This window comes from Mycobacterium sp. E2699 (genome assembly GCF_001666745.1).
In the GTDB taxonomy this organism is placed as follows: Bacteria; Actinomycetota; Actinomycetes; order Mycobacteriales; family Mycobacteriaceae; genus Mycobacterium.
Genome location: NZ_LZJH01000104.1, coordinates 149,558 through 172,311, shown reverse-complemented (window position 1 = coordinate 172,311; position 22,754 = coordinate 149,558). Strand labels below are relative to the sequence as shown.

The 22,754-nt window shown below is 70.8% G+C and carries 21 protein-coding genes; 14 read left to right on the top strand and 7 right to left on the bottom strand.

Going from position 1 to position 22,754, the window contains the following annotated elements; translation table 11 throughout:
* Position 1 precedes the first annotated feature (1 nt).
* The gene (locus A5696_RS19505; protein ID WP_067882630.1) at positions 2-1,024 is read left to right on the top strand and encodes a nitronate monooxygenase; all 1,023 of its coding nucleotides are present in this window, start codon (positions 2-4) and stop codon (positions 1,022-1,024) included.
* Between the two features lie 30 nt (positions 1,025-1,054).
* On the opposite strand, the gene ald is transcribed toward A5696_RS19505, so the two are convergent.
* The gene (gene ald, locus A5696_RS19500; RefSeq protein WP_067882629.1) at positions 1,055-2,170 is read right to left on the bottom strand and encodes an alanine dehydrogenase; all 1,116 of its coding nucleotides are present in this window, start codon (positions 2,168-2,170) and stop codon (positions 1,055-1,057) included.
* Between the two features lie 213 nt (positions 2,171-2,383).
* On the opposite strand from ald, the gene A5696_RS19495 reads away from it, so the two are divergent.
* The 3 genes from A5696_RS19495 to A5696_RS19485 are packed head-to-tail and all read left to right on the top strand — an operon-like array spanning position 2,384 to position 6,562.
* Positions 2,384-3,856, top strand: a complete 1,473-nt coding sequence (locus tag A5696_RS19495; protein ID WP_255382334.1) for an NAD(P)/FAD-dependent oxidoreductase — start codon at positions 2,384-2,386, stop codon at positions 3,854-3,856.
* Positions 3,857-3,871: 15 nt separating this feature from the next.
* Complete coding sequence (locus tag A5696_RS19490) at positions 3,872-4,780, top strand: metal-dependent hydrolase (protein ID WP_067882627.1); 909 nt, start codon at positions 3,872-3,874, stop codon at positions 4,778-4,780.
* Between the two features lie 3 nt (positions 4,781-4,783).
* Positions 4,784-6,562 carry an SDR family oxidoreductase gene (locus tag A5696_RS19485; protein ID WP_067882626.1) on the top strand — a complete coding sequence of 593 codons (1,779 nt, stop codon included), beginning with the start codon at positions 4,784-4,786 and terminating at the stop codon, positions 6,560-6,562.
* A gap of 4 nt (positions 6,563-6,566) precedes the next feature.
* On the opposite strand, the gene A5696_RS19480 is transcribed toward A5696_RS19485, so the two are convergent.
* Together A5696_RS19480 and A5696_RS19475 are read right to left on the bottom strand one after the other, a co-directional pair.
* Positions 6,567-7,025: a GNAT family N-acetyltransferase gene (locus tag A5696_RS19480; RefSeq protein ID WP_067882675.1), complete on the bottom strand. Its 459-nt coding sequence runs from the start codon at positions 7,023-7,025 to the stop codon at positions 6,567-6,569.
* Positions 7,026-7,085: 60 nt separating this feature from the next.
* Positions 7,086-7,649 (bottom strand): TetR family transcriptional regulator, encoded by a 564-nt coding sequence (locus tag A5696_RS19475; protein ID WP_067882674.1) that lies wholly within the window; start codon positions 7,647-7,649, stop codon positions 7,086-7,088.
* 129 nt (positions 7,650-7,778) lie between these two features.
* Between A5696_RS19475 and A5696_RS19470 the strand changes: the two genes are divergently transcribed.
* On the top strand, positions 7,779-8,795 hold the full coding sequence (locus tag A5696_RS19470) for a Rieske 2Fe-2S domain-containing protein (RefSeq protein WP_067882624.1): 1,017 nt from the start codon (positions 7,779-7,781) through the stop codon (positions 8,793-8,795).
* Positions 8,792-9,874 carry a dihydrodipicolinate reductase gene (locus A5696_RS19465; protein WP_067882623.1) on the top strand — a complete coding sequence of 361 codons (1,083 nt, stop codon included), beginning with the start codon at positions 8,792-8,794 and terminating at the stop codon, positions 9,872-9,874. Before A5696_RS19470 ends, A5696_RS19465 begins: the two co-directional genes overlap by 4 nt.
* A 20-nt stretch (positions 9,875-9,894) precedes the next feature.
* Here the strand turns inward: A5696_RS19465 and A5696_RS19460 are convergent, their stop codons facing one another.
* A complete protein-coding gene (locus tag A5696_RS19460) occupies positions 9,895-11,259 on the bottom strand; it encodes an HNH endonuclease signature motif containing protein (protein ID WP_067882673.1) in 1,365 nt (454 codons plus the stop codon).
* Positions 11,260-11,361: 102 nt separating this feature from the next.
* Between A5696_RS19460 and dapB the strand changes: the two genes are divergently transcribed.
* Genes dapB through A5696_RS19445 form a run of 3 tightly spaced genes read left to right on the top strand, consistent with a single transcriptional unit; the run spans position 11,362 to position 13,006 of the window.
* Entirely contained in the window at positions 11,362-12,099 is a 738-nt protein-coding gene (dapB, locus tag A5696_RS19455; RefSeq protein WP_067882620.1) for a 4-hydroxy-tetrahydrodipicolinate reductase, read from the top strand.
* On the top strand, positions 12,096-12,551 hold the full coding sequence (locus tag A5696_RS19450) for a hypothetical protein (RefSeq protein WP_067882618.1): 456 nt from the start codon (positions 12,096-12,098) through the stop codon (positions 12,549-12,551). Before dapB ends, A5696_RS19450 begins: the two co-directional genes overlap by 4 nt.
* Positions 12,548-13,006: a flavodoxin family protein gene (locus tag A5696_RS19445; protein ID WP_067882616.1), complete on the top strand. Its 459-nt coding sequence runs from the start codon at positions 12,548-12,550 to the stop codon at positions 13,004-13,006. Before A5696_RS19450 ends, A5696_RS19445 begins: the two co-directional genes overlap by 4 nt.
* A gap of 1 nt (position 13,007) precedes the next feature.
* Here the strand turns inward: A5696_RS19445 and A5696_RS19440 are convergent, their stop codons facing one another.
* Complete coding sequence (locus A5696_RS19440) at positions 13,008-13,841, bottom strand: thioesterase family protein (RefSeq protein WP_197517020.1); 834 nt, start codon at positions 13,839-13,841, stop codon at positions 13,008-13,010.
* Between the two features lie 39 nt (positions 13,842-13,880).
* On the opposite strand from A5696_RS19440, the gene A5696_RS19435 reads away from it, so the two are divergent.
* Together A5696_RS19435 and A5696_RS19430 are read left to right on the top strand one after the other, a co-directional pair.
* The gene (locus A5696_RS19435; protein WP_197517019.1) at positions 13,881-15,425 is read left to right on the top strand and encodes a class I adenylate-forming enzyme family protein; all 1,545 of its coding nucleotides are present in this window, start codon (positions 13,881-13,883) and stop codon (positions 15,423-15,425) included.
* A complete protein-coding gene (locus tag A5696_RS19430; RefSeq protein WP_067882612.1) occupies positions 15,422-18,628 on the top strand; it encodes a carboxyl transferase domain-containing protein in 3,207 nt (1,068 codons plus the stop codon). The genes A5696_RS19435 and A5696_RS19430 overlap by 4 nt, the downstream gene beginning before the upstream one ends.
* A gap of 13 nt (positions 18,629-18,641) precedes the next feature.
* On the opposite strand, the gene A5696_RS19425 is transcribed toward A5696_RS19430, so the two are convergent.
* On the bottom strand, positions 18,642-18,989 hold the full coding sequence (locus A5696_RS19425) for a PE-PGRS family protein (protein WP_067882609.1): 348 nt from the start codon (positions 18,987-18,989) through the stop codon (positions 18,642-18,644).
* 78 nt (positions 18,990-19,067) lie between these two features.
* Here A5696_RS19425 and A5696_RS19420 point away from each other — a divergent pair, with 78 nt between their 5' ends.
* Genes A5696_RS19420 through A5696_RS19410 form a run of 3 tightly spaced genes read left to right on the top strand, consistent with a single transcriptional unit; the run spans position 19,068 to position 22,131 of the window.
* The gene (locus A5696_RS19420; protein WP_067882606.1) at positions 19,068-19,835 is read left to right on the top strand and encodes an SDR family oxidoreductase; all 768 of its coding nucleotides are present in this window, start codon (positions 19,068-19,070) and stop codon (positions 19,833-19,835) included.
* Positions 19,832-21,028 (top strand): acyl-CoA dehydrogenase family protein, encoded by a 1,197-nt coding sequence (locus A5696_RS19415; protein WP_067882604.1) that lies wholly within the window; start codon positions 19,832-19,834, stop codon positions 21,026-21,028. The genes A5696_RS19420 and A5696_RS19415 overlap by 4 nt, the downstream gene beginning before the upstream one ends.
* Complete coding sequence (locus A5696_RS19410; protein ID WP_067882602.1) at positions 21,025-22,131, top strand: acyl-CoA dehydrogenase family protein; 1,107 nt, start codon at positions 21,025-21,027, stop codon at positions 22,129-22,131. Before A5696_RS19415 ends, A5696_RS19410 begins: the two co-directional genes overlap by 4 nt.
* On the opposite strand, the gene A5696_RS19405 is transcribed toward A5696_RS19410, so the two are convergent.
* Entirely contained in the window at positions 22,080-22,577 is a 498-nt protein-coding gene (locus tag A5696_RS19405; RefSeq protein ID WP_067882600.1) for a PAS domain S-box protein, read from the bottom strand. The genes A5696_RS19410 and A5696_RS19405 overlap by 52 nt on opposite strands.
* Between the last annotated feature and the right edge of the window lie 177 nt (positions 22,578-22,754).

Here is a 22,754-nt window from a genome sequence, read left to right as displayed (position 1 = left end):
CGTGGTTCTCGGCTTTTGGGATATCGCGGTGCCCATCGTGGGTGCGCCGATGGCCGGCGGCCCGGGCACCCCGGCGTTGGCCGCGGCGGTGTCCAACGCCGGCGGCCTCGGCTTCATCCCCGGCGGGTACGTGAGCGCGGAGCGGTTCGCCGAGGACATCGCGGCGGCCCGCGCCATGACCACCGGCCCGCTGGGCGTCAACCTGTTCGTGCCCCAGCCCAGCGTCGCGGACTGGATCGCGCTGGACTATTACGCCGACGAGCTCGAGGGCATCGCCGAGCACTACCAGTGCGAGGTGGGCCGGCCGGAGTTCGGCGACGACGACGACTGGGAGCGCAAGCTCGAGGTGGTCGCCGACGTCCATCCGGAGCTGGTGTCGTTCACCTTCGGCGTGCCGCCGCCGGACGTCATCCGGCGCCTCAGCGCGCACGGGCTGTTGGTGATGGTCACGGTGACATCGGCCTACGAGGCCGGGATCGCCGTCGCCGCCGGCGCCGACAGCCTGGTGGTGCAGGGGCCCGGCGCCGGCGGGCACCGCGGCACCTTCGCGCCGGACATGGAACCCGGCACCGAGTCGCTGCACGACCTGATCGACCGGATCCACCGGGCGCACCGCGACGTCCCGATCATCGCGGCGGGCGGGCTGGGCACCGCCGAGGACGTCGCAGGCGTGCTGCGCCGGGGGGCCGTCGCCGCGCAGGTCGGCACCGCGCTGCTGCTGAGCGACGAGGCGGGCACCAGCCAGGCGCACCGCACCGCCATGAAGAACCAGCTCTTCGCCAAAACCATCGTCTCCCGTGCGTTCTCGGGCCGGTACGCCCGCGGCCTGGAAAACGAATTCATCCGCCTGCTCGACAACGTGGCCCCGCTGGGCTACCCCGAGGTCAACCAGATGACGCTGCCGATCCGCGAGGCCGCCACCGAGCGGGAGGACCCGAACGGGATGGCGCTGTGGGCCGGGACGTCGTTCCGGGAGGCCCGCCCGGGCTCGGTGGCCGACATCGTCGCCGGCCTCGGCGGGTGACGGTGGCCGGGCAGGGCCCGGCGAACACTGTCAGAGGACGACCGCAGCCGGAGCGGTGCACGGCAGGCCGAGGTCGTCGGCGACCTGTTCGGACAGCAGCATCCCGTCGTGCGTCGAAAGCCCTTTGGCCAGAGCGGGATCCGACCGGCACGCCGCCCGCCAGCCCTGGGCGGCGAGCTTGAGCACGTACGGCATCGTGGCGTTGGTCAGCGCGACGGTCGACGTCTTGGGCACCGCGCTGGGCATGTTCGCCACGCAGTAGAACAGGGTGTCGTGCACGGCGAACGTCGGGTCGTCGTGCGTGGTGGGCCGCGAATCCTCGAAGCAGCCGCCCTGGTCGATGGAGATGTCCACCAGCACCGCGCCCTGCTTCATCTGCGCGACAAGGGAATTCGGTATCAGTGTGGGCGCCTTGTGGCCGGGCACGAGTACGGCTCCGATCACCAGGTCGGCGCGTTTGACGGCGCCGCCCAGCTCGTACGCGGAGGAATAGCGGGTGCCGACGCGGCCGCCGAACTCGGCGTCGAGGAGCCGAAGCTTGCCGATGTTGACGTCGAACACCATGACGCTGGCGCCCATGCCGCCGGCGACCCGCGCGGCGTTGTAGCCGGCCGTGCCGGCGCCGATCACCACGACATCGGCGCCCTTGACGCCCGGCACGCCGCCCATCAAAACGCCGCGCCCGCCCTGGGTGCGCATCAGGTGATAGGCACCCACCTGCGCCGCGAGCCGGCCGGCGACCTCGCTCATCGGGGCCAGCAACGGCAGCGAGCCGTCGTCGGCCTGGACCGTCTCGTAGGCGATCGACGTTGTGCCGGAGGCCAACAGCGCGTCGGTGCAGGCGCGCGAGGCGGCCAGATGCAGGTAGGCGAACAGGACCTGCCCGTTGCGCAGCAGGCCGTATTCGGGCTCGATCGGCTCCTTGACCTTGAGCAGCAGGTCCGCGTCGGCCCAGACCTGCTCGGCGGTGTCGGCCAGTTCGGCCCCGGCCGCCTTGAATTCCGCGTCGGGGATGGCCGAGCCGTCTCCGGCGCCGGTCTGGACGAGCACCTCGTGGCCGCGGTGGGTCAATTCCGCGACGCCGGCGGGGGTGATCGCCACCCTGAACTCGTTGGTCTTGATCTCGGTTGGGACGCCGACGCGCATGGCTCAAGTGTGGAGAAACTCCGCCGGGGCCGCAAACACCGGGCACCGGCGCCGGGGAGGCGGAGGGCGCTGCTCGACGCCGTTGGCACGCTGGCCGCGGTTCCCCGATTCGGCCCGTTGCGCGGTGGCTCGACGCGCTTATGATCGGCAAATGGATGACCACCGGGTCACGGCACCGATGCCGAGCGGCGGCCCGGGCCGGGTAGCCGGCCCGTGACGACCCCGACGGGGCGCGATCCGGCCGTGGCCGTCGTGGGAGCGGGCATGTCCGGGCTGTGCATGGCAATCGCGTTGCTGCGCAACGGGATCACCGATGTCACGGTCTACGAGAAGGCCGACGAGGTGGGCGGCACCTGGCGGGAGAACACGTACCCCGGGCTGACCTGCGACGTGCCGTCGCGGGTCTATCAGTACACCTTCGCGACCAAGCCCAACTGGACGCACATGTTTTCGCCCGGCGGCGAGATCCAGGCCTACTTCCGCGGCGTCGCCGACGAATTCGGGCTGCGGGACCGCATCCGGTTCGGCACCGAAATCGTCAGCGCCCGTTTCGAGGACGACCGCTGGGTGGTGCGCACCGACGCCGGCGACGAATCGGCCGTCGACTTCCTGATCTCGGCGACCGGCGTGCTGCACCACCCCAGGATGCCGTCGATCGCCGGGTTGGACGCCTTCGCCGGCCCCGTCTTCCATTCCGCGCGCTGGGACCATTCCATCGACGTCGCGGGGCGCCGGATCGCGGTGATCGGCAACGGATCCACCGGCGTGCAGCTCGTCTGCGGGCTGGCCGGCGTGGCGGGCAGGGTGGCGCTGTTCCAGCGCACCGCGCAGTGGATAGTCCCGATGCCCAACCCGCGATACTCCCGGTTCGCCGGTGTCACCCATCGGGTGATGCCGTGGCTGGATCGGTTGGCGTACCGGGCGTACAGCCTGGTCTTCGACACCTTCGCGGTCGCGCTGACCAAACCCGGGCTGCGGCGCAGGGCGATGGGGGCGCTGTGCCGGGCCAGCCTGCGCCGCGTGCGCGACCCCGACTTGCGTGCGGCGCTGACGCCCTCATACCAGCCGATGTGCAAGCGGTTGGTGGTGTCGGGCGGGTTCTACCGCGCGATCCAGCGCGACGACGTCGAGCTGGTGACCGACGGCATCGACCACGTGGAACCGCGGGGCATCGTCACCGACGACGGCAAGCTGCACGAGGTGGACATCATCGTCGCGTGCACCGGGTTCGACACCCACGCGTTCTTCCGGCCGATGCGATTGACCGGCCGCGACGGCATCGACGCCGACGAGGTGTGGCGCGACGGGCCGCGGGCCCACCGGACCGTGGCCATGCCCGGTTTCCCCAACTTCTTCATGATGCTGGGGCCGCACAGCCCGGTGGGCAACCATTCGCTGACCGCCGTGGCCGAGCACCAGGCCGGACACATCCTGGGCTGGATCCAGGCGTGGCGCCGCGGCGAATTCGACACGGTCGAGCCCACGCAGTCGGCGACCGAGAGCTACAACGCGAAGCTGCGCGCCGCGATGCCGGACACGGTGTGGACCACCGGCTGCGACAGCTGGTACCTGAACAAGGACGGGGTGCCCGAGGTGTGGCCGTTCACACCGGCCGAACACCGCGCGATGCTGGCCAAGACGGATCTGCGAGAGTACGACTTGCGCAGGCGCGTGGCCGCGCGCTGAGGGGAGGGCCCCACGATGTTCACCGTCGACGACCAGGCGGCGGGTCCGCACGGGGCCGCGCTCGAGCACGAGCGGCTGGTCCTCGAGGCGCGTGACGTCGAGTTCGACTGGGCGAAGCTGCCCTTCCACTACGTGCCCGGCGAGCCGTTCACCACGCACGTCCTCAACGTCCTGCACCTGCTCCTGCCCGCGGGCGAGGAGTTCTTCGTCGACGCCTTCAAGAGGGCGCTGCCGTTGATCAAGGACGACCAGCTGCGCCTGGACGTCCAGGGCTTCATCGGCCAGGAGGCCGTGCACTCCCAGGCGCACGCGGGCGTGCTCGCCCACTTCGCCGCCGCCGGCGTCGACCTGACCCCGTACACCGACCAGATCAGGTGGTTGTTCGAGAAGCTGTTGGGGCCCAGGCCGCGGTGGGGCCGGCGACGCCGGCAACGCTGGCTGCTGGAACAGGTTTCGTTCGTCGCGGCGATCGAGCACTACACCGCCATTCTCGGCGAGTGGGTGCTCGACTCGCCGGCCCACGACGCGATCGGCACCGACCCGGTGATGCTGGACATGCTGCGCTGGCATGGCGCCGAAGAGGTCGAACACAAGGCCGTCGCGTTCGACACCATGAAGCACCTGCGGGCCGGCTACTGGCGGCAGGTGCGCGCCCAGATGGTGGTGACGCCCGGGATCCTGCTGCTGTGGATTCGCGGCGTCCGGTTCCTCTACTCGGTGGACCCGTACCTGCCGCCGGGCAGCAAGCCGCGCTGGCGCGACTACGTGCGCGCGGCGCGGCGGGGACTGGTGCCCGGGCCGCTGCGGTTCGTGCGGGTGGTCGGCAACTACTACCTGCCGGGGTTCCACCCGTCCCAATTGGGCGGGCTGGGGCCGGCGGTCGACTACCTGGCGGTCTCGCGCGCCGCCCGGGCGTCGCGCTGACCCATGCCCGCAACGACTTTCAGCGTCACCGCCTCCGACGGCGTCACCCTGGCGGTCCACCGGTACACCGGGATCGACGCGGCGCGCCCGACCATCCTGGCGATCCACGGCTGGCCCGACAACCACCACCTGTGGGACGGGGTGGCGCACGAGCTCGGTGAGCGTTACCCCGGCCGCTACAACGTCGTCGCCTACGACGTCCGCGGTGCCGGCGAATCATCCCATCCCGCAAAGCATTCCGGCTACGCCTTCGCGCAGCTGGGGTCCGACATCGGCGCGGTGATCGACAGCCTCGGCGTCGGGCGGGTGCACCTGCTGGCCCACGACTGGGGCTCGATCCAGGCGTGGGACGCCGTCACCGACGACGCGGTGATGGCCAAAGTCGGCTCGTTCACGTCCATTTCGGGCCCGCATCTGGGGTACGCGGGCGCTTTTCTGCGCTCGGCGCGCACGCCGCGGGCCGTGGCTCAGGTCGCCCGACAGCTGCTGGGATCGCTCTACATCGCGTTCTTCCTGTGCCCGGGCCTGCCGGAGCTCGCGTTTCGCCTGCGGGTTGGCATCAAGGTGCACGAGGCCCTGGAGCGCATCGGCCGGTCGAGCATCCGCAGCCGGCGCGAGCGGCCGCCGCGATCCATCGCCGACTACGTCAGCGGGCTCGAGCTGTACCGCGCGAACATGCCCGGGCCGATGCTGTCGCCGGGGCCGCGGCTGCCGCGGACCACCGTCGCGGTCCAAACCCTGGTGCCGCGCCGCGACGTCTTCGTGACGCCCGCGCTGCAGCGGTTCACCGGCTCAATCCCGGCCGGCGGCAGGGTGATTCCGATCGAGGGCGGCCACTGGGTGGTCACGTCGCGGCCCGAGGTCATCGCCCGGCTGACCGCCGAATGGGTCGACCAGCACGTCGATGACGGGGGCGGATCCGGCGCCTTGGGCACGGCGGTGGTGCGCGGCGGTCGCGGGGAGGTGCGGGGCAAGCTCGCGCTGATCACCGGCGCCGGGGCCGGCATCGGCAGGGCGACCGCGGTGGAACTGGCGCGCCACGGCGCCCGCAAGGTGGTGATCGTCGACCGGGATCTCGCCGGCGCCGACGAAACCGCGGACGCCGTGCGCGCGGCCTGCGCCGAGGCGGCGGTGTACCGGGCCGATGTCAGCGACGAGGCCGCGATGAATGAGCTTGCGGCACAAGTGCTCAACGACCACGGCGTCGTCGACATCCTGGTCAACAACGCCGGCATCGGGATGGCCGGCCGGTTCCTGGAGACCAGCCCCGCCGATTGGGCGGACATCATGGCCGTCAACGTCGGCGGCGTCATCGCCGGCAGCAGGGCCTTCGGGGCGCAGATGGTCGAGCGCGGCGAGGGCGGAACGATCATCAACCTGGCGTCGGCCGCGGCGTTCATCCCGTCGAAATCCATGGTTGCCTACGGCACCACCAAGGCGGCGGTGCTGGCGTTCAGCGAATCGCTGCGGGCCGACCTCGCCGACGAGGGCATCTCCGTCACCGCCGTGTGCCCGGGATTCGTCAACACCAACATCGCCAAGAGCACGGTGTACGCGGGGATGACCGCCGAGCAACAGGAACTCGCGCGCCAGAAGGCCGACGCGGCGTACCGGCGTCGCAATTACACGCCGGAGGCCGTGGCCAGGGCGATCGTCAAGGCGGTCGGGACCGGCCCCGCCGTGCTGCCCGTCGCCGCCGAGTCGCGGGTCGGCTACGCCCTGCGGCGGATCAGCCCGTCGGCGCTTCGGCTGTTCGCGCGCTTCGACATTCGGCAGCGTTAGGCGCTCAACGCTTGAGGCGGTATCCGACGTGGGCCACCTTGATGCCGGGCAGGGGTTCCCAATCGAGGGTGCGGCCGTCGACGTGGAAGTTGTTCTTCTCGTAGAAGCGGCGCGCCTTGTCGTTTCGCTCGGCGCACCACAGGATCACGTCGCCGGCCGGGTGTGAGCCCAGGACCGCCTCGAGCATGCGGCCGCCGATGCCGTGCCGCTGGCTGTCCTCCGCGACGTACAGCGCGTCCACCAGAAGGTCGTCGGGCTGGTCGGAGTCGGGCCCGAAGATGGCGACGCCGAGGGTGCGGCCGTCGGCCTCGGCGACCCACATGCGCCAGCCGGCGCGCCTCAGGCTCTGCGGGTAGATCTCGGCGACCCAGCGTTTCGGCGGTCCCAGGATGTCGAGCACCTGGGGCAGCAGTATCCCCGCCCACGACTGTCGCCACACCGGGTAGTGCATCGCCGCGACCATGGCGAAATCGTCGGGCGTGGCTTCCCGGATGGTGATGTCGCCGGCCTGCACACGCTAAGGCTAAGGCCGACACTCCAGATACGCCGCCAGCGCGTTCGTCAGACCCCGCCGGGCCAGGTCGAGGTCGGCGTAGGAGCCCAGCTGGCGCTCCGACACCAGGCCGCGCATCGCGCCCGGGATGAGCGCGGCGACCTCGCGCACCCGGTCCGGGTCGACGTCCAGGCCGGCAAAGGCGTTCTGGCAGGTCTCGAGCCAGCTCTTGCCCCAGGAGAACAACTCGGCGGCGGTGCGCGGGTAGAGGCGCTCCAGCTCGCGGGGGTCGCGCGGCAGCGCGGCGCGCAGGTTTTCGATCGCGCGGGAATCCGCCGATGCCAGGCCGCGGTACAGGGTGCCGATGATGGCGCCGACGCGCTCGCGCAGCGGCGCCTCGGGTTGCGCCGGTGTGGCGAACGTGGCGGCGCGCCGCTCGGCGGTGCGGTGCAGCACGGCGGCCCAGAAGCCGTCGGCGTCGCCGAACTGGTATTGCACTGCGCCCCAGGTGGCGCCGATGTCCTTGGCGATGCGGTTGGCCGACACCGAGCCCGGCTCGCCCGAGGCCAGCGACTTCAGCGCGGCCTCCAGCATGCTCTCGCGCGTCGCGTGGCCGCGCCGGTTGGGGCGCCGCTCGGCGGCCTGCGTTCCGGGCATCCGGCTAGTCTATCATTTTCATAGAGGGTACTGTGATTCTGTCATGACCCGAGGAGGGGCGCTCAGATGGCCAAACCACCGTTGTCGATGAAGCCGACGGGCTGGTTCCAGGTCGCCTGGTCCGACGAGATCGGGCTCGGTGGCGTGCACCGGATGAAGTACTTCGGCCAGGAGATGGTCGCCTGGCGCGCCGAGTCCGGCGAGCTCGTGGTGATGGACGCCTACTGCGAGCACCTGGGCGCGCACCTCGGTTACGGCGGCAAGGTGGTCGGCGAGGCGCTGCAGTGCCCGTTCCACGGGTGGCAGTGGAACTCCCACGGCCGCAACGTCTGCATCCCGTACCAGGACCGGCCGAACCGCGGCAGGCGGATGCGCACCTACCCCGTGGTGGAGCGCAACGCGTCGGTCTACATCTGGCACGACGCCGAGCGCCGCGACCCGTACTTCGACGCGCCCGACGTGTTCGCCTCGTTCGAGGACGGCCGCGGCGCGGGCGACTACTACCCGCAGCAGCGGCTGTATCGCCCGGGCCTGGAGCTGCACCCGCAGTACGTGCTCGAGAACGGGGTGGACTTCGCCCATTTCAAGTTCGTGCACAACACCCCGATCGTGCCGGTGTTCACCCGCCACGACTTCGCCGAACCGGTGTCCTTCGTCGACTTCACCATCACCTTCGAGGGCGACGACGGCCAGCGGATCGGGGACGTCAAGAGCGGCGTGGAGGCCGTCAACGGCGGCCTGGGCATCGCCGTCACCAAGAGCTGGGGGATGGTCGACAACCGCACCATCTCCGCGGTCACGCCCGTCGACGAGAGCACCTCCGACGTCCGGTTCATGGTCTACATCGGCCGCCCCGAGATCGGCGCGGGCAAGGACCCGGCGCGTGCCGAGCGCAAGGCGGCCGAATTCGGGCGGGAAGTGATCCGGCAGTTCGAGCAGGACATCGAGATCTGGCAGCACCAGCGCTACTCCGACCTGCCCGCGCTGGCCGCCGACGAGTACGCGGGTTTCACCGCGATCCGCGAGTGGGCCAGGCAGTTTTATCCCGAGGCAATCGCAGCGCAGAAAGGCACGACGGAATGAGCACAGCACCCATCCGCGTCTTCCAGGTGGCCACCGGCAACGTCGGCTCGGAGATGATCAAGCGGATCGCCACCCAGCCCGACCTGGAACTCGTTGGCGTGCACTGCTATTCGCCCGACAAGGTGGGCCGCGACGCCGGCGAGCTCGCCGGCATCGAGCCCAACGGGGTGAAGGCCACGGGCACCATCGAGGAGATCCTCGCCGCCAGGCCGGACGTGCTCACCTTCCACGGCGTGTTCCCCGACGAGGACCTCTACGTACAGGTGCTGGAGGCGGGCATCAACATCGTCACCACCGCCGACTGGATCACCGGCTGGCACCGCGACAAGAACCATCCGCACCCGTCGGGCAAGCCGGTGACCCGGCTGCTGGCCGAGGCGTGCGAGACGGGCGGCTCGACGTTCTACGGGACGGGGATGAACCCGGGCCTGAACCAGATCCTGGGCGTGGTGTGTTCGGCCGACGTCGCCGACATCGAGAACGTCACCACCATCGAGTCCGTCGACGTCTCCTGCCACCACTCCAAGGACACCTGGATCGAGGTGGGCTACGGCCAGCCGGTCGACGACCCGGAGATCCCGGCGAAGCTGGAGAAATACACCCGCGTCTTTGCCGACAGCGTGCTGATGATGGCCGACTGCTTCGACCTGCCCCTGGACGAGGTGAAGTTCAGCTACGAGTTGGGCGCCTGCACCAAGGACGTCGACCTGGGCTGGTACACGCTGCCCAAGGGCTCGCTGGGCGGCAACTACATCAAATACCAGGGCATGGTGAACGGGGTGCCGCGCGTCGAGACGCACCTGGAGTGGCAGATGACCCCGCACACCGATCCGAGCTGGAACATCAAGGGCTGTTACATCACCCAGATCAAGGGCGACCCGTGCATCTACAACAAGCACATGATCTTCCCCAAGCCCGGCGTCGACCTGTCGAATCCCGACAACTTCGCCTCCATCGGGATGACCGTGACCGGCATGCCGGCCCTCGCCTCGATCAAGTCGGTGGTGGCGGCGCCGCCGGGGCTCATCACCAGCGCGGACCTGCCGCTGCGCGGGTTCGCGGGGCGGTTCAAGAGGTAGGGGGCGCGCCGTCAAGGCGGTCAAGGGGCCTCGTCGTCATCATCGTCGAACAGGCGCTCGGGATGGTGATAGTCGTTGGTGCGCGCCCCGCGATCCAACTGGGGAGGCGGTATCCACTCGGTGCGGCCGTCGGGCAGTTTCCTTGTCGTCCAGCCCATTTCCAGCAGCTTGTGGTCGGGCGCGCAGGTGAAGGTCAGCTTGTCGGCGTCGGTGCGGCCCCCCGTCGCCCACTCGTCGACGTGGTGCACCTCGCACCAGTAGCCGGGTACGTCGCAGCCCGGGTGCGTGCAGCCGCGGTCCTTCGCGTAGAGGACGATGCGCTGATCCGGTGAGGCGATGCGGCGCGTTCGCCCGAGATACAAGGGCCGCTCCGAGTGCTCGTCGAACACGGCCAGATAGTGATAGGCGTGGCTGGCCATCCGGATCAGGTCGCGTATCGGCACCGACGTGCCGCCGCCGGTCACCGCCCGGCCCGCGCCCGACAACAGCTCCCGCAGCGTGGTCGACACGATGACGGTGACCGGTAATCCGTTGTGCCGGCCCAGCTTAGGATCACCCAGCCGGCCACGCACCAATGCGTTGAGCGCGTCGTGTTGGCGCTGGGCATGGCTGCGGGTGTCCCTGCGGGCGCGCTCTTCATCGGGTTCGCCGTCGACGCAGGGACTTTCGTCGTCGGGGTTGCACATTCCCGGCGCCGCGAACCGCGCCAGCCACGCGTCGAGGTTGGCGCGCAGTTCCGGCGACGCCACCAGCTTGCCCAGGCTCATCCCATCGGCCCGTTGGCCACACCAGGTGAAGCCGCGCTGGCGTGCGCGGTCGGCGTCGGAGTACTTCCCGTCCGGATTGATCAATAGCGAGCACCGGTGCGCCGCCTTCTCCAGCTGGTCGGGGCGCAACGTCGTCGCCAGCCGCGCCAAGAATCGCTCGGCCTTCTCGACAGTGTCGACCGGCGTCTCGTCGGGCAGGTCGCGGACAAACGTCTGGATCACCCGCAGGTGCTGACCGTCGAGCATGCCGTCGCGCCACGCCTCCGCGGTGGCCGGCAGCTCCGGTGGCAGTTCCTGACCGGTGGGGGTGAGACGCGGGGAAAGCTGTCTGGCGTCCCGAAGCCGGCGGTTGGCCTCGGCGGGGCTGATCCGCAGCCAGTCGGCCACCACCTTGTGCACGGTCCCGCCCACGTGTGCGGGGTCCTCCTTCGCCAGGCCGGCGATCGCATCGTGGTTCGCCGCGACTTGGCGGCGGATTGCCGTCTCCCGCCGCTCCAGCGCGCGCAGTCGGACCGCGGGCGGCAGGCCATCGAGATTTCGTTGGGCGATCGCTGCCACGGCCGCGTCAAGCGCGTCCAATTCGGCGGCCATGTCCGCCGGCATGTCGATCGAACCCATGTTCGAATTGTATTGCGCAGGTCCGACGCTGGCGGTCGGCAAAGGCGGCCTTGTGGATGAACATCGAACTGTGGACAAAACCGAGCGGACTAGGGTGAAACCATGCGCGTAGGGGTGTTGGGAGCCAAGGGCAAAGTCGGGTCGACGATGGTGGCGGCCGTGCGGGCCGCCGACGACCTGACGCTGTCCGCCGAGGTGGACGAGGGCGACGCGCTGAGCCTGCTGACCGACGGCGGCACCGAGGTCGTCATCGACTTCACCCATCCCGACGTGGTGATGGGCAACCTGGAGTTCTTGATACGCAACGGCATTCACGCCGTCGTGGGCACGACGGGGTTCACCCAGGAGCGTCTCGACCGGGTACAGGAGTGGCTGGACGACAAGCCCGACACGTCGGTGCTGATCGCGCCCAACTTCGCGATCGGCGCCGTGCTGTCGATGCATTTCGCGAAGCAGGCCGCGCCCTTCTTCGACTCCGCCGAGGTCATCGAGCTGCACCACCCGCACAAGGCCGACGCACCGTCGGGCACCGCGGCCCGCACCGCGAAACTGATCGCCGAGGCCCGAAAAGGCTTGCCGCCCAACCCCGATGCCACCAGCAGCAGCCTGCCCGGCGCCCGCGGAGCCGACGTCGACGGGATTCCGGTGCACTCGGTGCGCCTCGCCGGGCTGGTCGCCCACCAGGAGATCCTGTTCGGGACCGACGGGGAGACGCTGACCATCCGCCACGACAGCCTGGACCGCACGTCGTTCGTGCCCGGCGTGCTGCTGGCCGTGCGGCGGATCTCCGAACGCCCCGGCCTCACGGTGGGCCTCGAGCCCCTGCTCGACCTCCAATGACCAAGACGCGGCGCACCCAGCTGCTGATCGCCTTCCTGTGCGTGGCGATGCTGGCCTACTTCGTGCTGCTGGGCCGCCTGGCCGCCGCGATGATCGCGTCGGGCCGCGCCGCCGCCGTCGGCCTGGGCGCGGCGGTGCTGATCATGCCGGTCATCGGGCTGTGGGCGATGGTCGCCACGCTGCGGGCCGGGTTCGCGCACCAGAGGCTGGCCCGGCTGATCGCCGCGGACGGAATGGAACTCGACACCAGCGCGCTGCCGCGGCGGCCCTCGGGCCGCATCGAGCGCGGCGCGGCCGACGCGCTGTTCGCGACGGTGCGCACGGAGGTGGAGGCCGACCCCGACGACTGGCGGCGCTGGTATCGGCTGGCCCGCGCCTACGACTACGCGGGCGATCGCCGGCGCGCGCGCGAGGCCATGAAGACCGCGGTCCAGCTCCAGGCCCAGCCATGAGCAAGACGCTGCTGATCGTGCACCACACGCCGTCCCCGCATACCCAGGAGATGTTCGAGGCCGTGCTGTCCGGCGCGACCGACCCCGAGATCGAGGGGGTGGAGGTGGTGCGACGGCCCGCACTCACCCTGTCGCCGGCCGACATGCTCGAGGCCGACGGCTACCTGCTGGGCACGCCGGCCAACCTGGGCTACATGAGCGGCGCCCTCAAGCACGCGTTCGACGTCTGCTACTACCCGTGCCTCGATGCGACGCGGGGGCGGCCGTTCGGCGTCTACCTGCACGGCAACGAGGGCACCGAGGGCGCCGAGCGCGGCATCGAGGCCATCACGACCGGGCTGGGGTGGACGAAATCGGCTGAGACGGTGGTGGTTTCGGGAAAGCCCGGCAAGGCCGACCTGGAAGCGTGCTGGGAACTCGGGGCGACGGTCGCCGCGCGGCTTATGGAGGGATGAGCTACCGATAGGCCGGCTGGAACGCCTCGGCGGGCTGGGCCAGCGCCAGCGCCGTGCTGGAGCCGATCGGCCCGTGCCGATCGAACAGGGTCGCGGTGCCGGTCGCGACACCCGCTGTGCCGTAGTGGCTCTGGGCCGCCAGGCCGAGGAACTCGCCGTCCGGCAGGCGGCTCGCGGTGACGGTGTAGTCGGCGTTGATGTAGCGCAAACCGCCAGTGCCCCAATGAGTCAGCGAACTCGTGATGTCGCCGACGAACGCCAGGCGGGTGAAGGGTGTGAGCGGGTGGCCCTGCACCATCGGGCGGAACAACCGCGTCCACGCGAACTTCTGCGAGTGGGCCTGTTCCCATTCGCCCGCCGCGATGCCGGGGCTGCCCGAAAGCGTGGCGCCGTACCCCCAGATGAGGAACGGCAAGTCGGTCGGGAAGCCGTCGGAGTCCGCCGGAAGCGGCGGCATCTCGACCGGGCCGGACCACACCTGACCGGCGGGGTGGTCTCCTCGCCGCAGGAACAGCGCGCTGGCCCGCGCGACGGTCCGCCCATCCTGCAGCAGCGCGGCGTCGACGAGTTTGATGCGCCGGCCTTCCCGCTGCACCGACGTCTCGATCCGCACCGGCTCGGGCAGGACCGGGCGCAACAGGTCGACCGTCAGCCGGGCGGGCTGCAGGTCCGGATCGAGCCCGGATCGCTCGATGCCGAACGCCAGCAGGCCGCCGACGTTCTGGCCGCCCAGTGCCGCGCCCCACGGTCCCCGCGTCATCGCGCCCGGCAGGTAGGAGTCGCCGTCGACAGTGAAGAATGCCTCGGGCATGATGGCGGAATCCTCGATCGTCACCGCTATCACGATAGGACAGGGGGATAGCAAGGACCGGGCATGCCTGAAGTGATCGAAATCTCGCGCCGCCACAACCCATTCCCGGCAGACCCGACAGTGGGCGTGTCCCGCGACGCCGACGGCATCCCGCGCTACGACCGCCTGCCCGCCACCCTGCTGGACATGCTCGCCGAGCAGGTCGACAACCGCCCCGAGAGCGAGGCCGTGGTCGAGCTCGGCGCCGGCCGGCTTACCTATCGGCAGCTGTGGGAGCGCGCGGCCCGGGTCGCCGGCGGCCTGCGCGCCGACGGGCTGACCCCGGGCGAACGCGTCGCCGTGCGCTATCCGGCGGGGATCGATTGGGTGCTGGCGTTCTGGGGCACGGTGATGGCCGGCGGCGTTGCGGTGGCGGTCAATACGCGCTCGGCGCGACCCGAGGTGGAGTTCGTCCTGTCCGACTCCGGCGCGCGGGTCGACCTGCCCCCGGACGCGCCGCTGCCCGACGGCAAGCCGTACGTGACCCACGGCCTCGGCCACACGGACACGGCCGCCCTGTTCTACACCTCGGGCACCACCGGACACCCCAAGGGCGTGCCGACCACCCACGAGGCGTTCGTGACCAACACCGAGAACGCGATCCGCTGCCTGGAGCAGCCCAGGGACCTCGGCGAGGGGATGCGCACTCTCATCTCGGTGCCGCTGTTCCATGTGACCGGGTGCAATTCACAGCTTTTGGCGGCGATGCGGCTGGGGGGCGCGTCGGTGATCATGCCCGCGCTCAACCTCGACGAATTGATCGCCACGCTGGCCGCGGAGCGCATCTCGGTCATGGTGACCGTCCCGGCGATCTACGCGCTGATGTTGCGGCACAAGGCCCTTGCCGGGGCCGACGTGTCGGGCGTGCGCTGGGTGGGCTACGGGGGAGCTCCCATCGCGCCGTCGCTGGTGAGGTCGGTCAAGCGGACCTTCCCGCACGCCACGGTGTTCAACGGGTACGGGATGACCGAGTCCGCCTCGCTGATGACCGTCCTGCCGGACCGCGACGCCGTCGAGCACGCCGACTCCGTCGGGTTCGCCGTCCCTTCGGTGGACCTCGGCCTGGTCCCGTTCGGCGGCGACGAGCCGGGGGTGGGCGAGCTGGTCGCGCGCGGCGCCAATATCACTGCGGGCTACTGGAACCGGCCGGACGCCAGTGCCGCCACCTTCGCCGACGGCTGGCTGCACACCGGCGACGTGGTCCGCGTCGACGACGCCGGGCGGGTGCACATCGTCGACCGGCTCAAGGACATCATCAACCGGGGTGGCGAGAACATCTCCAGCGTCGAGGTCGAGGCGGCGCTGCTCTCGGCGCCCAACGTCGCCGACGCCTGCGTGCTGGCCGTGCCCGACGACGTCATGGGGGAGAAGGTCGGCGCCGTCCTCGTCGCCGGCGACGGCGAGATCGATGTGCGGGCGGTGCTGGACCACTGCCGCGAACAGTTGGCCGACTTCAAGGTCCCGCAGTACGTCACCGTGCTGGGGGAGGCGTTGCCGCGCAATGCCGGCGGCAAACTGCTCAAGGGCGAGCTGCGCGGGCAGGTGCGCTGGGGGGACCCGCTCCGATGAGCGCCCCCCTGCTGATCGCCAACCGGGGCGAGATCGCGCTCCGGATCATCCGCACCGCAACGGAACTGGGCGTCCGTACGGTCGCGGTGTACGCCGAGGACGACGCCGACAGCCCCCACGTGCACGCCGCCGACGAGGCGATTCCGCTGCCGGGCGCCGGCCCGGCGGCCTACCTGGATCATGCCGAGCTGCTGGCGGCGGCCAAGAAGTCCGGCGCCGAGCTGATCCACCCCGGTTACGGATTCCTCAGCGAGAATGCCGAATTCGCCCGTGCCTGCGCGGCGGCCGGCTGTACGTTTGCCGGGCCCGGCGCCGAGGTTCTCGAGTTGGTCGGCAACAAGGCGTCGGCCCGGGCCGCGGCGGTCGCGGCCGGCGTACCGGTGCTGCCGGCCACGGAAGGGCCCAGCGGCGTCGGCGACATCAAGGCGTTTCTGGCGGCCCGCGGCGGCGCCGTGATGATCAAGGCCCTCGCCGGCGGCGGCGGCCGGGGCATGCGGAAGGTGACCGGCGCCGATCAGGTCGACCACGCCTACCAGCAGTGCGCCGCCGAGGCGCACCTCGGCTTCGGTGACCCCGCGCTGTTCGCCGAGGCGGTCCTGCCCGCGGCCCGGCACATCGAGGTTCAGGTCGTCGGCGCGCCGGCCGGCCACCAGACGCACGCGCTGGCGCTCGGCGACCGCGACTGCAGCGTCCAGCGGCGCTACCAGAAGCTGGTGGAAATCGCTCCGGCCCAAGGGCTTTCGGACGACCTGCGCCGCGCCCTGCACCGGGCGGCGGCGCGCCTGTGCGCCAGGGTCGGGCTGCGCGGGCTGGCCACCGTCGAATTCCTGGTCGCCGGCGAGGAGTTCGTGTTCCTCGAGGTCAACCCCCGCATCCAGGTCGAGCACACCATAACCGAGGAAACCACCGGCGTGGACCTGGTGGCCGCGCAGCTGGCCATCGCCCGCGGAGCGTCCCACTACCAGCTCGGTCTCCCCGCCGGAATCGCCTCGGACGGAAACGAAGTCATCGGCGAGCCGGCCGCCCCGCGCGGCATCGCGATTCAGGCCCGGGTCAACACGGAGACCCTCGCCGCCGACGGCACGGTGGCGCCGGCCGCGGGCGCCCTGACGGTGTTCTCGCCGCCGAGCGGTCCCGGCGTGCGCGTCGACACCTATGGCCGGCCGGGCCTGGTCATCAGCCCGCGGTACGACTCGCTGCTGGCCAAGGTCGTCGTCCACGTGCACGGGTCCTCGGTGCAGGCGGCGGTGCGCAAGGCCCGCACCGCCCTGGGCGAATTCGGCATCGAGGGGGTTCGCACGAACCTCGAGTTGCTGCGGGAACTGTTGTCGGACAGCCAGCTTGAAGCCGGCTGGGTGACGACGGACTTCGTCGACGAGAAGCTGCCCGAGCTGGCCGCCGCCGCGCTGTCCCACCAGCACGACGTCCGTGCGGCACCGGTCGAGCTCTACCCCGGGGAGGAGGCGCTGCGCGCACAATTGGCCGGCACCGTGGTCGAGGTGGCGGCCGAAGGCGAGGAGATCGCCGCCGGCGGCCAGGTCGTCGTCCTGGAGGCGATGAAGATGCAGCATGTGCTCGCCGCGCCCGACACGCTGCGGACGGTGCGAAGCCTGGTGGCGCCCGGCCAGGTCGTCGGAACCGGCGATCCCCTGGTCGTGTTCACCCGCACGGGGGCCGGAGCCGACGACGAGTTCCACTCGGCAGTAATGGATCTCGACCGGCCCCGCGCCGACCTCGACGAGGTGGTACACCGGCACCTGCTCACCCTCGACGAGGGCCGGCCGGCGGCGGTGGCCAAGCGGCACGAGCGAGGCCGGCGCACCGCCCGTGAGAACATCGCCGACCTGGTGGACCCGGGCAGCTTCGTCGAGTACGGCGCGCTGGCGATCGCCGCCCAGCGCAGCCGGCGCTCCGAAGATGACCTGATCGCCAACACCCCGGCCGACGGCCTGGTCGCCGGGCTTGCCACCATCGGCGGCGCCGCGGCCGTCGTGGTGTCCTACGACTACACCGTGCTGGCCGGAACGCAGGGCATGCGCAACCACGCCAAGACCGACCGCGTCTTCGAGCTCGCCACCCGAAAACGCCTGCCGGTGGTGCTGTTTGCCGAAGGCGGCGGCGGCCGGCCCGGTGACACGGACGTCGGCGGTGCCGCCGGGCTCGACGTGCCGACCTTCCGGATGCTCGCCGCGCTGAACGGACGGGTGCCGTTGGTGTCGATAGTCTCCGGCCGCTGCTTCGCCGGCAACGCCGCGCTCGCCGGGGTGTGCGACGTGATCATCGCGACGCCCGACGCCAACATCGGCATGGGCGGGCCGGCCATGATCGAGGGCGGCGGGCTGGGCGTGTACCCGCCGGAGGCGATCGGGCCGGTCGACGTGCAGCGGCACAACGGCGTCGTCAGCGTGGTGGCCCGCGACGAGCCGCACGCGGTGGCGCTCGCCAAACAATATCTGTCCTACTTCCGTGGTCCGCTCGGCGACTGGGCGGCGCCCGATCCGCGGCTCGCCCGACATGTGGTGCCGCAGAACCGATTACGCGCCTACGACGTGCACCGCGCGATCGCGTCTGTCGTCGACGTCGGTTCGGTGCTGGAGCTGCGACCCGACTACGGCGTCGGGATCGTCACCGCGCTGGTGCGCGTCGAGGGCGTGGCATACGGGCTGATCGCCAACAGCACCCACCACCTCGGCGGCGCCATCGACGCCGAGGCCGCCGACAAGGCGGGCGACTTCCTGGCCCTGTGCGAGTCGTTCCAATTGCCGGTGATATCGCTCTGCGACACACCGGGATTCATGGTGGGTCCGGACGCGGAGAGGGAGGCCGCCGTCCGCCGCTTCGGCCGGATGTTCGTCCTCGGCGCCCGGCTGACGGTGCCGCTGGGAATGATCATCCTGCGCAAGGGTTATGGCCTGGGCGCGATGGCGATGGCCGGTGGCTCCTTTCGCGCGCCCCGCTTCACGGTGGCCTGGCCGACCGGCGAGATCGGCGGCATGGGCCTGGAGGGCGCCGTGCGGCTCGGTTTCAGCAAGGAGCTCGCCGCGGAGGCGGATCCCGTTGCGCGCGAACAGCTCTTCGACAAGCTTGTGGCGGCGGCCTACCAGCACGGCAAGGCGCTGCGGTCGGCCACCACGTTCGAACTCGACGACGTCATCGACCCCGCGGACTCCCGGGCCTGGATCGCCAGGCTACCGGGAGGCTGAGGGTCGACGCGTGTTATCCGTGGCCCGAACCGCAGCCGACGCCCGGCAGGCAGCCCGTGCCGCCAGGAACGCCGCCGGGCCCGGCGAACTGCCCGCCGGAGCCGCAGCCGACACCCGGCACGCAGCCCTGCCCGCCGGGGCCGCCGCCGGGCCCCTGGTTCTGCCCGCCCGAGCCGCAGTTGCCGTTGGCGTCGCAGCCGCCGCCGCCCGGGTCGTCCTTGATGACGACGTGCGTGGGCGCGGGGGCGGCCGGCGCCGCGGAGGCAACCGGATCGGTCATGGCGATCGGCGCGGCCGCGATCGCCGCGGCGGCCGCCCCGCCCACCACCAGTCTTTTCGCGAGGGTTAATTTCGTGAACATGCGGGTCGCATACCACCCAGACACGTGTGTAAAACATCCTTGTAGCGAACCGGGCAGCGAACGGGAAGGCACACCGCGATGACCTCACAGGATTTGACCGGCCGCACGGCCATTATCACCGGCGCGTCGCGGGGGATCGGGCTGGCGATCGCGCAGCAGCTGGCGGCGGCCGGCGCCGACGTGGTGCTGACCGCCCGCAAACAGGAGGCAGCGGACGCGGCGGCGGCGCAGGTCGGCGAGAAGGCCGTCGGCGTCGGCGCGCACGCCGTCGACGAGGAGGCCGCGCGACGCTGTGTGGATCTCACGCTGGAGCGCTTCGGCCGCGTCGACATCCTGGTCAACAACGCGGGAACGAATCCGGCGTACGGTCCGCTGATCGACCAGGACCACGCCAGGTTCACCAAGATCTTCGACGTCAACCTGTGGGCCCCGCTGCTGTGGACGTCGCTCGTGGTCAAGTCGTGGATGGGCGAGCACGGCGGCGCGATCGTGAACACCGCCTCGATCGGCGGCCTGCACCAGTCGCCGGCGATGGGCATGTACAACGCCACCAAGGCCGCGCTGATCCACGCCACCAAGCAACTGGCGCTGGAACTTTCGCCGCGCGTCCGGGTCAACGCGATCGCGCCGGGTGTGGTGCGCACCAGGCTGGCCGAGGCGCTGTGGAAGGACCACGAGGACCCGCTGGCGGCGACGATCGCGCTCGGGCGCATCGGTGAGCCGGCCGATGTGGCGGGCGCGGTCGCCTTCCTGGTCTCGGACGCGGCGAGCTGGATCACCGGGGAGACGTTGGTGATCGACGGCGGCCTGCTGCTGGGGCCCGCGCAGGGGTTCCAGGCCCCATGAGTCCCGAGGCCGACCTCAAGGCGCGGGTCCGGGCGCTGCTCGACGAGCACGACCCTGCCGTCACCGAACCGCGGGAATTCCTTGCGGCGCAATACGACGCGGGGCTGGCGTGGGTGCACCTGCCGGAGGGCTTCGGCGGGCTGGGCCTGCCGCGCAAGGCCCAGGAACTCGTCGACGCCGAGCTCGCCGCCGCCGGCGCGCCGGTGGGCGGCACCGTCAAGAACTACATCGGCATGGGCATGGCGGCCCCGACGATCGCGGCGTTCGGGACCGACGACCAGAAGCGAAAGTTCCTGCGCCCCTTGTTCACCGGCGAACAGATCTACTGCCAGCTGTTCAGCGAGCCCGGTGCCGGCTCGGACCTGGCCGGCGTGTCGACCCGCGCGGTGCGCGCGTCCGGTTTGCAAGGGGACGACTGGATCGTCAACGGGCAGAAGGTGTGGACGTCGCAGGCGCAGCACGCGAGCATGGCCATCCTGGTCGCGCGCACCGATCCGACGGTGCCCAAACACGCCGGCCTGACGTACTTCCTGTGCGACATGACCCAGCCCGGGGTCGAGGTCCGGCCGCTGCGTCAGATCACCGGCGAGGCGGAATTCAACGAGGTTTTCCTCACCGACGTACGGGTGCCGGACGCCAACCGGCTCGGCCCGGAGGGCGGCGGCTGGCGCGTCGCGACCACCACGCTCAACAACGAGCGCATCGCCATCGGCACCCGAGCGGGAACGCCGCGGGAGGGCGGCCACATCGGCAAGGTCACCCGGGCCTGGCGAAGCGAGCCGGCGCTGCGCAACCCCGCCATGCGCGACGAGCTCATGCGGCTGTGGGTCGACGCCGAGGTGCTGCGGCTGGCCGGCGAGCGGCTGCGGCAGCAGGCCAGCACCGGGCAGCCCGGGCCGGAGGGTGCGGGCATGAAGGTGGCCTTCGCCCGCCTGGCCCAGGCCATCTCGGGTTTCGAGATCGAGCTGCACGGCGAGGCCGGGCTGAGCTACGACGACTGGACCATGCGCAGGCCCGAAACGGTCGACCTGATCGGCCGCGGGCCCGGATACCGCTACCTGCGGGCCCGTGGCAACTCCATCGAGGGCGGCACGTCGGAGGTGTTGCGCAACACCATCTCCGAGCGGATCCTCGGTCTGCCGGGCGAACACCGCGTCGACAAGGACGTCGCGTGGAAGGACCTGCCCCGATGACCGACAAGGACACGCTCGATCTGTTGTACTCCGACACCGAGGAGGCGCTGCGCGACAGCGTCCGCCAGCTGTTCGCCGACCGCTGCCCACCCGAACTGGTCGCCCGAGCCTACGGCCCTGAGCCACAGGACTTTTCAGCACTTTGGCGGACCCTCGCCGCCGAACTCGGGGTGGCGGGGCTGCTGGTGCCCGAGTCGCTCGGCGGCGCCGGCGCGGGCGCGCGCGAGGCCGCGGTGGTCATGGAGGAGATCGGGCGGGCCGTCGCGCCGGTGCCGTTCCTGTCCAGCGCGGTGCTGGCCACCGTCGCGCTGCTGAGCGCCGGCGACGGCGAGACTGTGCCCGCGCTGGCCCGGGGCGAGCTCACCGCCGCGCTGGTGCTGCCGCTCTCCACCGCGCCGGGCGACGCCGTCGCGGGCGTCACCGCCGGGGCCGACGGGCTGAGCGGACTGGTCGGCAGCGTCGCGGGCGCAGCCGAGGCCGACGTGCTGGTGGTGCCCGCAGCGGGGCCGGACGGGCTCGAGCTGCACACCGTGCCCCGGACGGCGCAAGGCGTGCAGGTGACGCCGGTGCTGGCGCTGGACATGACGAGACCGCTTGCCAGCGTTAGCTTTTCGCGGGCCCCGTCGTCACCGGTCGGAGCGGGGGAGTCCGCGGTGGCCGAAGCGCTGCAGACGGCGGCGGCCCTGCTGGCGTCCGAGCAACTCGGGCTGGCGCAGTGGTGTTTCGACACGACCCTGGATTACGTCAAGCAGCGCAAGCAGTTCGGGCGCCCGATCGGCTCCTACCAGGCGATCAAACACCGGCTGGCGGACCTGTGGTTCGAGGTCGGCGCCGCGACGGCGGCTGCCAGGTACGCGGCCGACACGTGCGCCCGCGGCGATGACGACGCGCCCACCGCGGCCGCGATCGCGCAGGCCTACTGCAGCGGCATCGCCGTGCACGCGGCCGAGGAATGCGTGCAACTGCACGGCGGCATCGGCATGACCTGGGAGTATCCGGCGCACCTGTACCTCAAGCGCGCCAAGAGCGACCAGTTGGCGCTCGGCACCGCCTATAGCCACCGGACCCGGCTGGCCCAGCTGGTGGACCTGCCGGACTCTTGACCCGCTGTGTCGCTGTTGGTCCAGCGCTCCTCGGTGCGGTCGTGGAAGGTGACCAGCGCGACGGTGTCGTCGCGGCGTCGCATCGCCGACTTGCTCATGCTGGCCCACACCGAGTGGCCGGATTTGTGCCGCAGCTCGACGAGCCGCTCGGCGCCCGTGCCGATCAGCGCGACCCAGTGATCGTCGGCCGGCAGGTCGCGGAAGAGGTGTTCGAACTCCATCTGGAGCAGCTCGTCGGGAGAGTGGCCCACCATTTCGCAGAACGAGCCGTTGGCGAACAGGATGGTTCCAAGGCGGTCAACCGCCAGGGCCGGCGCCGGCAGCCTGTTCAGGACGACCAAAGCCGGCATGCGGTGCAGTTCGTCGATCGGCAGGTGATCCGGGGGCCGCGGGCTTCGACGCTCGATTCGTCGACCGTTGACGGCTGTGGGAATCTTCCCGATCACGCCTACCCCCGTCGTCGCCCTGGCATTTCGCTCCGATGCGGGAAATTGCGCGCACTTAGAATGCGATGACAGCAAATGGTATGGGAAGTGGCGTGATAAGTCCACAGTTCGCAGGCGGCATTAGCTATTTGCCACATGCCTAATTAAGCCGGCGCGTCTTCCACCGCATCAGCGGAG